General features: G+C 70.2%; 15 protein-coding genes and 1 pseudogene. 8 read left to right on the forward strand and 8 right to left on the reverse strand.

Features of this window, described 5'->3' with window-relative positions:
* Window positions 1-542, forward strand: a pseudogene (locus IO39_RS57140) (hypothetical protein); the annotation flags it as partial.
* A 53-nt stretch (window positions 543-595) separates the two neighbouring features.
* Window positions 596-1,024, forward strand: a complete 429-nt coding sequence (locus IO39_RS42020; RefSeq protein ID WP_043636785.1) for a hypothetical protein — start codon at window positions 596-598, stop codon at window positions 1,022-1,024.
* A gap of 60 nt (window positions 1,025-1,084) precedes the next feature.
* Here IO39_RS42020 and IO39_RS42025 read toward each other — a convergent pair whose 3' ends face one another.
* On the reverse strand, window positions 1,085-1,834 hold the full coding sequence (locus IO39_RS42025; protein WP_157549699.1) for a hypothetical protein: 750 nt from the start codon (window positions 1,832-1,834) through the stop codon (window positions 1,085-1,087).
* Between the two features lie 48 nt (window positions 1,835-1,882).
* Window positions 1,883-2,434 carry a hypothetical protein gene (locus IO39_RS42030; RefSeq protein ID WP_043636791.1) on the reverse strand — a complete coding sequence of 184 codons (552 nt, stop codon included), beginning with the start codon at window positions 2,432-2,434 and terminating at the stop codon, window positions 1,883-1,885.
* Window positions 2,435-2,542: 108 nt separating this feature from the next.
* Between IO39_RS42030 and IO39_RS51520 the strand changes: the two genes are divergently transcribed.
* The 4 genes from IO39_RS51520 to IO39_RS42050 all read left to right on the forward strand — a co-directional run bounded on the left by IO39_RS51520 (window position 2,543) and on the right by IO39_RS42050 (window position 5,934).
* Complete coding sequence (locus tag IO39_RS51520; protein WP_052424100.1) at window positions 2,543-3,103, forward strand: hypothetical protein; 561 nt, start codon at window positions 2,543-2,545, stop codon at window positions 3,101-3,103.
* Between the two features lie 365 nt (window positions 3,104-3,468).
* On the forward strand, window positions 3,469-3,891 hold the full coding sequence (locus IO39_RS42040) for a hypothetical protein (protein WP_043636794.1): 423 nt from the start codon (window positions 3,469-3,471) through the stop codon (window positions 3,889-3,891).
* Window positions 3,892-4,228: 337 nt separating this feature from the next.
* On the forward strand, window positions 4,229-5,041 hold the full coding sequence (locus tag IO39_RS42045) for an AAA family ATPase (RefSeq protein ID WP_169789218.1): 813 nt from the start codon (window positions 4,229-4,231) through the stop codon (window positions 5,039-5,041).
* An 8-nt stretch (window positions 5,042-5,049) separates the two neighbouring features.
* Window positions 5,050-5,934 carry a hypothetical protein gene (locus tag IO39_RS42050; RefSeq protein ID WP_157549705.1) on the forward strand — a complete coding sequence of 295 codons (885 nt, stop codon included), beginning with the start codon at window positions 5,050-5,052 and terminating at the stop codon, window positions 5,932-5,934.
* A gap of 67 nt (window positions 5,935-6,001) precedes the next feature.
* Here the strand turns inward: IO39_RS42050 and IO39_RS55485 are convergent, their stop codons facing one another.
* From IO39_RS55485 to IO39_RS42075, 6 genes are all read right to left on the reverse strand, one after another.
* Complete coding sequence (locus IO39_RS55485) at window positions 6,002-6,214, reverse strand: hypothetical protein (protein ID WP_157549707.1); 213 nt, start codon at window positions 6,212-6,214, stop codon at window positions 6,002-6,004.
* Between the two features lie 34 nt (window positions 6,215-6,248).
* Window positions 6,249-6,842 (reverse strand): hypothetical protein, encoded by a 594-nt coding sequence (locus IO39_RS42055; protein WP_043636804.1) that lies wholly within the window; start codon window positions 6,840-6,842, stop codon window positions 6,249-6,251.
* A gap of 276 nt (window positions 6,843-7,118) precedes the next feature.
* The gene (locus tag IO39_RS55490) at window positions 7,119-7,610 is read right to left on the reverse strand and encodes a hypothetical protein (RefSeq protein ID WP_043636806.1); all 492 of its coding nucleotides are present in this window, start codon (window positions 7,608-7,610) and stop codon (window positions 7,119-7,121) included.
* A gap of 70 nt (window positions 7,611-7,680) precedes the next feature.
* On the reverse strand, window positions 7,681-8,382 hold the full coding sequence (locus tag IO39_RS57145; protein ID WP_043636808.1) for a helix-turn-helix domain-containing protein: 702 nt from the start codon (window positions 8,380-8,382) through the stop codon (window positions 7,681-7,683).
* A 115-nt stretch (window positions 8,383-8,497) separates the two neighbouring features.
* On the reverse strand, window positions 8,498-8,893 hold the full coding sequence (locus IO39_RS42070) for a hypothetical protein (RefSeq protein WP_043636813.1): 396 nt from the start codon (window positions 8,891-8,893) through the stop codon (window positions 8,498-8,500).
* Between the two features lie 131 nt (window positions 8,894-9,024).
* Window positions 9,025-10,353 (reverse strand): phage major capsid protein, encoded by a 1,329-nt coding sequence (locus IO39_RS42075; RefSeq protein WP_043636816.1) that lies wholly within the window; start codon window positions 10,351-10,353, stop codon window positions 9,025-9,027.
* Between the two features lie 192 nt (window positions 10,354-10,545).
* Here IO39_RS42075 and IO39_RS42080 point away from each other — a divergent pair, with 192 nt between their 5' ends.
* Both IO39_RS42080 and IO39_RS58430 read left to right on the forward strand, forming a co-directional pair.
* Window positions 10,546-11,133, forward strand: coding sequence for a hypothetical protein (locus IO39_RS42080; RefSeq protein WP_043636819.1), 588 nt, complete (start codon window positions 10,546-10,548; stop codon window positions 11,131-11,133).
* Between the two features lie 654 nt (window positions 11,134-11,787).
* The gene (locus tag IO39_RS58430; protein ID WP_245642584.1) at window positions 11,788-11,955 is read left to right on the forward strand and encodes a hypothetical protein; all 168 of its coding nucleotides are present in this window, start codon (window positions 11,788-11,790) and stop codon (window positions 11,953-11,955) included.
* The last annotated feature ends 7 nt before the right edge of the window (window positions 11,956-11,962 follow it).

An 11,962-nucleotide genomic window follows, 5' to 3' on the forward strand; every position in this document is an offset into this window, starting at 1 on the left:
GTCCCGGTACCGCCCCGGTGCCGCCGATTACCCCAGGGGCCGGTACCGCCTCAGAAGCCACTACAGCCCCGGGAGACACCCTCGCGCCACCGCGCCCCCGGCCGTCTCGCCCGGCCCGGCCTGCCCCCGCCCAGCGCCCCCAGCGGGAGCAGGAGCCCGACGCCGACAAGGGCACGACGCTACTCACCGCCCAAGATCTCGACTTCGCCGAGCAGTTCATGAAGACCAACCCCGGCGTGACGCCGACCAAGAAGGACCTCATGGACGGCGCCGGCATGGGTAGCGGCCGCGCCCTGCGTATCCGCGCCTACATCGCGGCCACAGTCGATGCCACCGGTACCGGTACCGCCGCCCCAGCCGGTACCGCCGACAGCGCCGGGGCCGGTCCCGGGAAGCCGGTACCGGCCGACGCCGGGGCCGAGTCCGCCGCCCCGTCCGGTACCGACGCCACCGGTACCGGACCCAACTCCCCCGCCCCCTCCGGCACCGGGGGCGGTACCGAATCAGCCGACGCCGGTACCGACGCCGCCGTCAACCAGTAACCCGTCCCGGTACCGTCCGCGCGGTACCGGGACCGCCCAGGAAGGAAGCACAGATGCTCAACGCGTTCGCCCGGAAGCCCACCAGCGTCCACGTCACGAAGCCCGCCGATTCCCGCGAGCCCGCGACAATCGAGCGCCGAACCCGCCCCACCCGGCCCGCGCCGGACATGCTGACCATCAACCGCAAGGCCCTGGACATCGCCACCGGCAACCTGCTGGCCCGCGCCAACCGCGACACCCAGCCCTGGAACCGGGAGAGCGCTCTGCCCGGTGATGTGAAGACCATCGCGGCGTGGCTGGCCGAGGCCCCGAACCGCGACGACTACGACACCCGCGTGGAAACCCTGAACGCTCACGTCCTCATGGGCGGCGAGAGCGAGACGCGATCGAGCTACGACACCTCGATCATCACGACGACCAGCGGCGAAGCGCTCATCCGTAAGGCGAGAGGGCTCTACAAGCAGCTCATCGGCGACAACTAGCGACCGGCTACTAGGAAGGGGCGGTACTCGCGAGGGGCCGCCCCTTCCGCACGTCCGACGTCAGGCCGCCGGCACCGCTCGCACCGGCACCCCCGCGGCCTCCAGCGCCGCCCGCAACCTGGCCAGACTGCAGCCGAGCCGCGCGGCCGCCGCCCGGCCGCCGACCTCGCGCACCAGCGCCACCAGCTCGGCCGCCTTCGGCAGACGCCGGATGCCGTCCCGCTCCAGCGCGTTCTTCACCCGCCCCGGCGAGCATCCAAGCTCAGCCGCGAGAGCACGGATCGAGCCCGCCCGGTCATACCGCATCGCCAGCTCCTCCCCCGCCGGGATCGGCCGACGCCCGTACCCGAGCGCCCGCAGCTCCCGCCGGACATGCCCTTCAGAGAAGCCCGTCATGACGGCGATCGCCCCCGCCGGCCAGCCCTGCCGCGCGAGCAGGACGGCGCGGTCGCGGTCGAACCGGCGGCGCCGCCCGCCCGGCGGGCAGCCGCCCTGCCGGAGCGGCACCCCGGCCTCGGCCACGATGTTGCGGATCGACTGCGCGGACACCTGGTGCCGGGCGCGCAGCACCGCCGTCCGCTCCCCCGCCTTGTACCCGGCCACGATCGCCGCCCGCGTCTTCGCCGGGATGCGCTTCGCGCGGGAGCCGCGCGGGCGCAGCTGCACCCCCGCGGCGACGAGCGCGTCATGTACGGCGGTGTGCGAGAAGCCGAGACGCTGCCCGACCTGGCGGACGGTCAGCTCATCATCGACGTACAAGCGGATGGCGGCGGCCACATCGAGGGCCCGCCGAGCAGGGGAGTCGGTCACGACCTGCACCATCCCGGATTCAGGCGCTAACGTCGCGCGGATCAGCCTCTACGGGAACAGCACGTTGATCGCGACGCCGACGGGGATCGACACAGCGACGCCGAGCACGAAGAACAACCACTGATCTCGGCGCTGCCGGGCAATATCGGCTCTGGTTTCGCCGAGGATGAGCCGGCGGACTGCTTCAGCTTCTTCTCGGTCCATGCCGATGAGCTGCTGTTGGTGTTCGGCTTCGGCGACAAGGCGGCGTCGCGCGGCTTCCTGCGCCGCGAGGTGCCGCTGGAGTTCCTCCATCAGCGTGGCCGCGTCGGCGAACGCCTTGTTGACGGCATCGATCCGGGTTCCCAGACGCTCGTGCGGGTCGACAAGGGACTGTTCCTTCTTCTCCCTCTGGTCGATCCATGCTCTGCGTACCCGAGCTGCGACTAAGCCGAAAGCCGCAAGCCCTACCGCGAGCCATCCTCCCGAGTCGGCAAAGTAGCGGTCGAACAGCTCAATCAGAACGGCCGTGCTTATGCCGACGGAGAGGTATACGGTCATCGTGAAGATGGACCCCTCGTCGAACGATTCCCGGATGACATCCCTGGTCCGTCGATACATCCTTCTCTTATCGCATCCAGGCGCTGGGCCCGCGAGCTGGTACCCGCAACTCGATCGCTGTCGCTTACTGAGCGACCCAAGCCCGCCGTACGGCTACCGTCCCCCGCCATGGCAACCCGTATCAACCGCAGCCTGTCCAAGAAGATCACCGCCATGGTGGCCCGCCGCGTCGACCAGGTGGCCGACGACGTCGCCCAGGGCGCACGGGACAACGCCCCCGCCGCGAAGGTGTGGGTCACCGACGCCGACGAGCAGGTCCGCCCCTCCCACGCCAAGGCGCACGGCCAGACGATCCCCGGCAACGTGGACTTCCGGCTCCAGGCGATGGAGTACGAGCCCAAGGGGCGCGGCCGTGACGGCAAGGCCGTCAACCGGGCAGGCGGATGGCAACTCCTGGAGGGCGTGTGGGACGTGGCCGGCCACCCCCGCGACGAACGCCTCCCCTACCACCAGACCGTGAACTGCCGATGCCAGTCCGCCGACCTTCCGGGCGCGGTCGCCGCCAGCGTCCGCTCGACCCCGGCCCAGCCGGACGGCAAGACCATCACCGCGACCGTCAGCGTGGAGTTCGAGCGGGTCGCCGAGTCCGAGCACGCCGAACGTGGCGGCGGCTGGCTGGCAGAGGCGGCCCGCGCCGCGGCGGCCAAGCACCGGGCCAGGCGACGTTAACCCGGCCGCCGGGCACCATGTGCCGCGAACCACGACCCAACTCAACTCTCGGGGGAACCGATGTCCGAGCAGTAACACGCCCTCACGCTCGCCCACCCGCTGCGCACGGAGGACGCCCTGGAGCTGGGCCTGAACCCGGTCCGCGTCTACCGGGCAGGGGAACGGCTCACCCTCCTGAAGCGGGACGCCTACCGGCTGGCCGGCGCCGGTCTGGTGCTCGGTGCTGACACGAACAACCGGGCCACGTGGGCGACCGCGATGCCCCCCGTCAAGAGCAGCGCCTCCAAGCCTCCGCTCAAGGCCGAGGCGGGTAAGGCCGAGGCGGGTAAGGCCGAGGCCGGCAAGGGCGAGTAGGAGCCTACTCGGTGGCCTCGATCTCCCGTGCCGACCCGACCCCGCCCGCCATCGCCCTCCTGACGGCCAGTGCCCGCCTGGCGGCCGTGCTGGGCGGTGCGGGCAGGGTCGGCGCCCAGCACGTCCCGCCGTACCCTCGGCTGCGGGTACGGCCCACGCCCGGCGGGAGCGAGAACCTTCAGACTGGCGAGTCGCGTGTCCTGGTCAAGCTGGAGGCGCTCGACTCGGTTGAGGCGCCGGTGGGGGAGTGGCAGCTACGCCAGATCCTGTACGTGGCCCTGGAGGAGCTGGCCACTCTCCCGGCCATGCCTCACGAGGCCGGGCGGGTCGTTATCACTGAGGTTGAGTCGGCCGCCGGGGGTGGGCCCGTCCAGGAGGCGGACGGCCGCAACCGGTGGATTGCCACAGTGAAGTTTCACTGCCACCCCGGATAGTGGGCAACCACAGATGATCTTGTCGCACATGTGCGACAAGATCAACAACTCGGCCGGGGCGGGCTTCGCGATAGCCCTCTACCAGGGCCGACCGCGCCGGTATGCTGGGGCGCGAACCAGTGATGAGGTTTGAAGGGGCCGCCGCCCCGGATCGGGGCGGCGGCCCTTTCGTCTGCGCGGCACCGCTCTTTGTCCAAGTCCGCGCGCCCGCGACTCTCTAGGATGTCCTCGTGTGGGACTCCCGCCGCCCCCCCTGAGTCGGCCGGAGTCGCCACCTCATCACTGGAAGGACATCCATGCACGTCACACCCCGCTCAACGAGGTGGAGCCGGTGACCATGCCGCCCGCCCCCGTTCAGCTCAACCGCGAGGAAGTCGAAAAGCAGCTCTCCATCCTGTGGGAGCTGATGACGCCTGAGGACCGTGCCTATCTGAAGGTGATCGTCGCCGCGATCGTGGCGAACGGTCAGCCGATCAGGATCACCATCGGCAACCTCAAGGGCGGAGTCAACAAGACCACCACGGCCGTCTTCCTCGCTCTCCTGTTGGCCTTCACCGGGGAGAACGTCCTCCTGGTGGACGGCGACGGCACCAACAACTCCTGCCTGCTGTGGAAGCTCGGCGCTGGCGAGCACTGGCCGACCAATCTCCAGGTCATGGCATGGGGGACACCGGACCTGGCCAAGCGCATCAAGGCGATGGAGGGGCAGTTCAAGCACCTCGTCGTGGACACCGGCCCTCAGCACAAGGGCGTCTTGGAGTCCGCGCTGTACGTGACGGACACCCTCCTGATCCCGTGCCAGTCCACCCCCATGGACACCAGCCAGCTTGACCCGACGTTCGAACTCGCCGAACGGATCGACGCCATCAAGGAACTGGCCAGCGTGGTCATGTTCGCCCGCGCCAAGAAGCCCGGCGGCAAGGACACCCACCTCACCCGCAAGTCGTACGCGCGGCTCGCCGAGAAGAATCGGCCGGTCCTGCCGATGCCTCTGTACGACAACGGCAAGTACGCCGAGGCGTTCCCCGTCTTCCCCCGCGAATGGGTCCAGTACCCCGAGGTCCTGGCCGAGATCGTGGCGTTCGCTCTCGACCTGGACGAGGTACCCCAAGACCCGAAGAAGGCCAGCCTCGCGGAGGGAACGAGGTGACGGAGACGATGACCGAACCCAGCGAGCGCCAAAGGCCCAAGCGGCAGCGCACCGGGGGCGGCCGTAGCGGAGAAGGTCGCGCCGACGAGGCATTCAATGCGCTGGACAAGGCGAAGGAGGAGCTGGCCAAGCTCAACGCCATCGGCGGTGGGGGAGCAGGGGCCGGCGTCCTCGACCTTCCGCCGGACTCGGCGATCGTTGGCACGGTGCTCGGTGTCCCTCAGCCTGCGTTCCAGGTTCCGACTGGTCCGCAGTTCGAGGCCGCTCCCCAAGGTGCCGACCCGCGCGACAAGCTGATCCACTATGAGCGGATCATCCTGGGCGCTCAGGAGGCCCACGACGGCGCTGTAGAGCGCGCTGACCGGTACCTGACCCTCACCCAGGGTCTGGCGCTGGAGGCGGTCAAGAAGGACGACCTGTGGAGGCTCCTGGGCTTCAAGTCGTTCCAGGAGTACGTCGAGCAGCGGCTGAACATTTCCCGCCAGCACGCCTACAAGATGATGCAGGCCGCCCCGGTCCACCGCGACCTGCCCCATGTCGAGCGGCTGACCTTCCGGCAGATTGCGATCCTCGCCCGGTTGAAGGACGCCGCCACCCGGCAGAAGGTGTGGAGTCTGGCCGAGAAGTGGGAAGACACCTCCCCGCCGTCGCTGCAGAAGGCCGTGGACGAACTGCACGTGGTGCTGGGACCCGAGGAGCCCGCCCCGCCATCCGACAAGCCGACGCGGGAGCTGCTGCCCCGCTACACGAAGGGGGTGACGCTGTGGCGTGACGATGCCGCGCTGGAGCAGCTTGCCCGGACCAACCCTGAGCAGGCCGAGGAGATGGCGACGGTGCTGGAGAACGCGGCCAAGAGGCTCCGGGCCGCCCGAGCGGCAGCCGAAAAGCGGTAGATGATCTTGTCGCACATGTGCGACAAGATCATCGCGAGGGGCCCGCCACGGCGGGCCCTTCCTCGTTTCACCCGCCCAGGGAAGCCTCCACCCGTACGTAGTCCACCGCCGCGTCGAAGTCGCTGCGCAGCAGCTTCGCCTTCACCACCGTCCACGACCGGCCCCCGCCCTGCTCCACCACCACGTCACGAGCGGCGAACGGCCACCACGACGGATCGACCGCCAGCACCCACACACCCGGCCCCGTCTCGGCATCCCCGTCCACCTCGGGTCGCGCCACGATCCGGCCAGGCTTCCCGTGAGGCTGGCGCCGATCACAGCCATGCGGCGCCCGTCTCGATCGGATGAGCGCCGCGGCCCGGCCGCTGGTACACGGTGTGGCCCACCCACTCGTCCAGGTCGGCCAGAGTCGGGGGAGCCCCCGCAACCCCCGACCCCGCGCCGGCCTGGCCCGGCTCGTAGGTGACGCCCTGACCCTCGACGTTCACCGAGGTGATGAGCCGGATGCCCTTCTCCTGGGCGATCCGGCGGACGATCGGGCTCGCGGCGGCCGACCAGGTGACGAACCGGCGCAGCACGCGCCCGTACCGGCTATCCGTCTCCGGGTCGAGCCCCGCCCGGTAGACGAGCGTGAACGCCCCGGTGGGGGCGCCGGTCACCGGGTGCGTCTCCGGGGTGGCCGACAGGACCTCGATCACCGGCTCGTGGTTGAGCAGCCAGCCGCCGCGCCCGTCCGGCACCACTCCGCGCTGGGTGAACGTCTCGGGGACGGGGGAGCGGCACAGGTAGGTGGCCGCCTCGGCGAACGCGTCCTCGATCGCCTCGTCGATCGCCGCGCGCACGCCGGCGTCCAAGGGTGTCGGCAGCCCGGCGCGCACCGCGACCTTCTCGGGCGTGACCAGATCCATGCCGTTCCCCCGTGATCCCTGCGCGCCAGGCTGCCAACGTCTACGCTCCCGGACCGGGTCAACCAGCCCGCGCCACCCGAAGAGGGAAGTGCGTCCGGGGTCCCCACCGTCGAACACAGAAGTTCTCGGGTTCGGCTCGTCCACCGGGACCGGCCCGGGAGCGTGCTTCCGCGCGGGCCCGGCCGCGTTCGGCGCGAGCACGCCCGGGTTGGTGCCACCCCCCAGAGACACCAACCCACGCTGCTCGTAGCCGTCCGGCCAGGCCCGCGCGAGCTTCTATTCGGCGGCGCGGATGGCCGCCAGGTCCGCCTCGATTTTCATGGCGTGGCCACGGTCCACCGCGACGCCCGCGCCCTTGAAAAGCTGCTCGCCGAGGACGGTGCCGTCACCGCCAGGCATGTGGAACAGCCTGATCAGCGGGCGGGCGACGATCACTGTGGAGAACTGCGGGCCCTGGTCGATGAACAGTGCGCCGGGCTGCGCCTTCTCCATCGGCGTGCCGGGAGCGTTGTCGCCCCACAGCAGGTCAACGAACTCCGCGCCCGGCGTGGCCAGCATCCGGATCTGCGGGGCCGGGCCAGGGTCCGGAGCAGGCGGCGCGGGCTTGGCGGGCGGGGTCAGCGGGGCGGCCTGCGCCGGGTCGGCCGCCGGGCCTGCCTTGATCGGCTCGTCCGCATGGCCCTGCTGGTCGGTCTGCTCGGCGTCGGCCTGTGCGGCGGTCGCCTCCGCGCCGCTGCTGCTGCGTGCCTTCCGGCTCGTGCTCGTCACCGTTGCCCTCCCTGACCTGTCCTTGCCGGCGTCGCGGCAGACTCAAGCACAAGCCGGGGTTTGCGTCGCATCAGCTCGCCACCCGGGCGGCGTCGCCGCCGCGGCGTCCGCGCTTGACGTACGACTTCAGGTGAGAGCCGTTGACCACCGTCCACACGTATTGCGGGGTGGTGCCCAGGTCAGCGGCGATGGCCGAGAACGTCCACCCCTGGGCGCGGAGCTTCTTCATCAGCTTGTGGTCGTACTTGCGGGTCGGGCGGCGTGGATCGAGCCCGGCCTCGCTGACAACTTTGTGGATGGTGGCCGAACTGGTGCGCACCTGCGCCATGATCTGGGCGTGGGAGCGGCCCGCCCGCCACGCCTGGAGGATCTGCCGCCGCTTGGCGGGGGTGATCCGGGATGCGCGCGGGTCCTTGACGGTGCGCATCGGCACGCCCGCCTGCACCAGGAGCACATGCACGCGGGACCGCGAATAGCCGGTCTTGGCCGCGACCTCCTTCAGGGTGTGCCCGGCCCGGTAGAGGGCCGCCGCCTTCTCCACGTTGAGCGGCCTGCGGGCCCTCTTCCCCGTCCCCGGGACAGCTTTCGGCACGCCGGCGGGGCGGGTGCTGGGGCGGCCGCGCGGCCGTAGCTGGACGCCGGCGGCGATCAGCTCCTCGCGGGCCCGGCCGTAGCTGAGGTTGAAGGTGGTGGCGACGTCGCGGATGGAAGCGCCCGCCTGGTAGAGCGTGGCGGCGCGGGCCCGGACTTCGGGCGGGAGGGTCGTGCTCATGGCCGGGGACCGTAGCAAGATCAGTCCTTAACGTCCCGCGAGGCGGTGAGCTGCGGGAACGCCGAAGTCCCCGCCCAAGTCAGTGTCCTCATGGCGGGGATCTCGTCGCGATGGATCAGGCGTCGGCGGGAGTGGGCTGTCCGGCGGGGACGCCGACCGGGCCGTCGAGCTCGTCCTCGAACCTGATGCGGACGCGGCGGGCGAACAGGGTCATGGTGACGGTGGTCGCCTCCTGGGTGCCCGCTGTGACGGTGATCCGCGAGTCTGCGGGCAGATACACCGGCTGTCCGTCGATCACGACCTTGTGTGGGACGTTGATCGTGTGAGGGCCCTTCCGCTCCTCCGGCGGCAGCGTCGGGCCCTTCTCGTAGATGTCGATGCTGATCGCGTGCACGGGCGGCAGTTCGGTCAGGGGTGGAGCCGGTGGGATCGCGTCCGCCGGGACCTCCTCGTCGGCCGGCGGGGCCTCCTCGGTGACGGCCTGCGTGGACGGCGTCTGCGTGTCGGTCACGCCCGAACCCTCCCCTTGGCCGGGCGTCACCGGGGTGGTCTTGGGCTTGATGCAGCGGCACCGGCCCGTATGCGGGTGGGCAGGCCGTCCCGCCCCCTCGGTGGGGGCGGGCGGCTGCTCTACCTGGCCGTTCACGGGGCCACGTACGGCGTGAACGTACCGTACACAAATGACTCGGGACGGTCACATGCAAGGCCAATCCTCTCGGTGGCCTTGATCGTTACGGTGCCCTCGATGAAGTTCTGGCCGTGTTCCGTCGAGGCTTGCACCGTCACCGACTCGCGGTCGAACAGCTTCGCGCCGTACCCCCACGCGCCCAGCAGGTACCGGCCCTGGATCATGGCCGGGGTGTCGATCACCGACAGCCGCCACACGCGTTTCTCGGCGCCCACCGCGACGGACACGGCCACCCTGTAGCTGCCCTGGCCGTCCTCCTCCAGCTCGATGTCCTCGAAATCGAGCGGGTGCATCACGACGCCCGAAGGGTCGTAGTAGCTGAGGATCGCGCGGGTGAGGGCGCGGCGGACCTGCGCGGTCTTCTTGTCCGAGGGCAGGCCGGTGTAGAGCTGGATGCCCGGGGTCTGGGTGATGCCGAGCAGGTTCTCCCCGACCCCGTTGCCGAAAAGGATCTGCTCGTCTTCCTTCAGCTTCACGCCGTCGATCAGGTCCCGCTCCAGGATGCCCCTGAGCTGGGATTCGTCCGCGAGCGTGTTCTTGTGGATCGTCTCGTAATGGCCGATCTCGCTGATCGGCCGGGTGTACGGCTCGAACGTGATCTCGGACCGCTGCAGGCGACCCCACGTGTCGGTCGGGCCACCGGTCGCCGGGCCGCCGTTCTGGCCGACCCGCTCCGGCACCATGCCCGCGTTGTTCACGAACCCGGTCTGCCGGACACCAGAGATGATGTTCGCGGTGGTGCGGGCCGCCGGGAACAGATCGCGGACACGGTTGGGGCGGCGCTGCCGCTCCGAGATGCCCACGTTCTCCTCGTGGCCGAACGCCGGCATCGTGTGCGTCCCGCCCGAGAGCGTGAAGAGGTCCTTCTGCTCCTCGAACGAGTAGATGCCCTGCTCGATGGTGACGACGCCGCGAGGCTCACGGAAGCCGCGCGCCTTCATCTCCTGGTACGCCTCGGACTCCAGGAACGCCTGGGAGAGGCTCTTGCGCTCCAGGCCGCGCTGGCGGTCGGCCGCCAGCCGGCCCGCGACGGGCGTGGTCTCCGGCTCGGCCAGGTGGGCGAGGATGCCCGCGGCCTTCTGCTCGGTGACGATGAACGCCTGAATCTCCTCGGCGCGCTCCACCGACTTGAGGTAGTCGGCGTGCATCTCCTTCGACAGGACGAAGTGGCCTCGGCCCGTCTCGTCCTTCATCGCGTTCTGGATGCGCTCGATGTTGTCCGCTTCGGCCTTCAGGGCGCTCTTGAGCTCCCGGATGCGTGCGTTGTCGACGGCAGTGCTCATCTGCCTTACCCCCCGGTTCGGCTGACACTTGGTGTGCGGTTGTGTGCGATCCGCGCCCGGTCAGCACCGGGACCCCCGTGATCAAGGCGGCAAGCTAGGCCGAACCGGTGCTAACGTCGCGCCGGCCGGGGCCGATAGGGTGATCAAGCTCGGGGGAGTGGAACGATCCGAACCCTTGGAGGATCTGTGCGCATGCGCCGTCTTGCCGCCCTGCCCGCCGCCGGCTTACTCGCCGTCGCCGCGCTCACCGCCCCGGCCTCGGCCAACGCCGCCCCGACCACCTCGGTGGTGGCGGCGCCGAAGCTGCTGAAGTTCGGCCAGTCGATCCGCATCGCGGGGGAGAAGGGTCGGCCGCTGCGCATCAGCCCGGTCGGCGTCTACTACCACCGGCCCAGCGACCCCAAGTTCGCCCAGCCGCGAGAGAAGTGGTTCGTCGCCATCGCGGTCAAGGTGACGGCCCTGTCCAAGAGCGAGCGCATCCCCGGCGTGGTGGAGGGCAGCGGCTGGCGGGTCAGGATCGGCGGCCGCGCCTACACCGACACCTCCGGCAACGCCACAAGCAGCCCGTGGGTGGGCCGAACGGACGGCCCGTGGATCACCATCCACCCGGGCAGCCCGGAGGTCCTCTACTACTCGTTCGACCTGCCCAAGACGGGCGGCACCCTGGAGTGGTCGACGCCGAAGGGTGTCACCCGCTGGAAGATCCCCACCAGCAAGTACGGCAACGCGGCCGTGATCAAGCCGGTCCTCGACGCCATCGCCGACTACGAGGGCAACTAGACAGGTTCGCCGTCGCGACCACCGGGTGAACCTGTGCAACCGCGCCTGCCGTCCGCGCCGGGCGCGCATGATCAACAGCTACGACCTGTCTGCCATCCCATCGGGAGTAGCAGGCGTGCATCCAAGCAACGTCCGCTCCGAAAGGAACCTGTTGTGATCATCAGGATCGGTAGGCGTCTGACCGCCATCACCTCATCTGGCGCGCTGGCAGCGGCCCTGCTGTCGGTCGGTGGAGTGGCCACCGCCTCGTCGGTTTCACCGGAAGTCCACGCCTGTGTCGGCAAGGTGACTCGACTCGTCCGCATCGTGGATTCGGCGGCCTCGTGCTACTCCACTGAGGCCCACGTCGCGTGGTCGGCCGAAGGACCCGCAGGACCCGCAGGACCCGCCGGGCCGGAAGGACCCGCCGGACCCGCCGGACCGGAAGGACCCGCCGGACCCGCCGGGCCGGAAGGCCAGCCCGGCGCACAAGGGGTGCAGGGCCCCAAGGGCGAAACCGGGCCTGTCGGCGCCCCGGGGCCACAGGGGCCGCAGGGGCCGCAGGGCGCGCAAGGACCGCAGGGGCCCAAGGGTGATCCGGGCGGCATCCGGGGCGTTCAGGTTAAGACTGGCCACTTCAGCGGTTCGGGGGGTGGGGTGATGTGCGACCCCGGCATGATCGCCACAGGTGGCGGCTACAAGATCAACAACGGGAACGGGACTGCCTACCAGAGCCTCCCCGTCTTCGGGACGGACATGCGGCCAGACGGCTGGGAGGTCAACGTTGTAAGCGGTGGCAGCGCGAGCGGAACGATCTACGTCATCTGCGCGCCCTGGATCTGACCATCCA

It is taken from the genome of Nonomuraea candida (assembly GCF_000725485.1).
Lineage (GTDB): Bacteria > Actinomycetota > Actinomycetes > Streptosporangiales > Streptosporangiaceae > Nonomuraea > Nonomuraea candida.

Bases quoted from the DNA above. Each gene is read 5' to 3' on its own strand.
- IO39_RS57145 (WP_043636808.1), bottom strand. From the start codon at position 8,382: ATGAGCACGACCCTCCCGCCCGAAGTCCGGGCCCGCGCCGCCACGCTC.
- IO39_RS42050 (WP_157549705.1), top strand. From the start codon at position 5,050: ATGACCGAACCCAGCGAGCGCCAAAGGCCCAAGCGGCAGCGCACCGGG.
- IO39_RS42055 (WP_043636804.1), bottom strand. From the start codon at position 6,842: ATGGATCTGGTCACGCCCGAGAAGGTCGCGGTGCGCGCCGGGCTGCCG.
- IO39_RS51520 (WP_052424100.1), top strand. From the start codon at position 2,543: ATGGCAACCCGTATCAACCGCAGCCTGTCCAAGAAGATCACCGCCATG.
- IO39_RS42075 (WP_043636816.1), bottom strand. From the start codon at position 10,353: ATGAGCACTGCCGTCGACAACGCACGCATCCGGGAGCTCAAGAGCGCC.
- IO39_RS42045 (WP_169789218.1), top strand. From the start codon at position 4,229: ATGCCGCCCGCCCCCGTTCAGCTCAACCGCGAGGAAGTCGAAAAGCAG.
- IO39_RS58430 (WP_245642584.1), top strand. From the start codon at position 11,788: ATGATCGCCACAGGTGGCGGCTACAAGATCAACAACGGGAACGGGACT.
- IO39_RS42020 (WP_043636785.1), top strand. From the start codon at position 596: ATGCTCAACGCGTTCGCCCGGAAGCCCACCAGCGTCCACGTCACGAAG.
- IO39_RS42030 (WP_043636791.1), bottom strand. From the start codon at position 2,434: ATGTATCGACGGACCAGGGATGTCATCCGGGAATCGTTCGACGAGGGG.
- IO39_RS42080 (WP_043636819.1), top strand. From the start codon at position 10,546: ATGCGCCGTCTTGCCGCCCTGCCCGCCGCCGGCTTACTCGCCGTCGCC.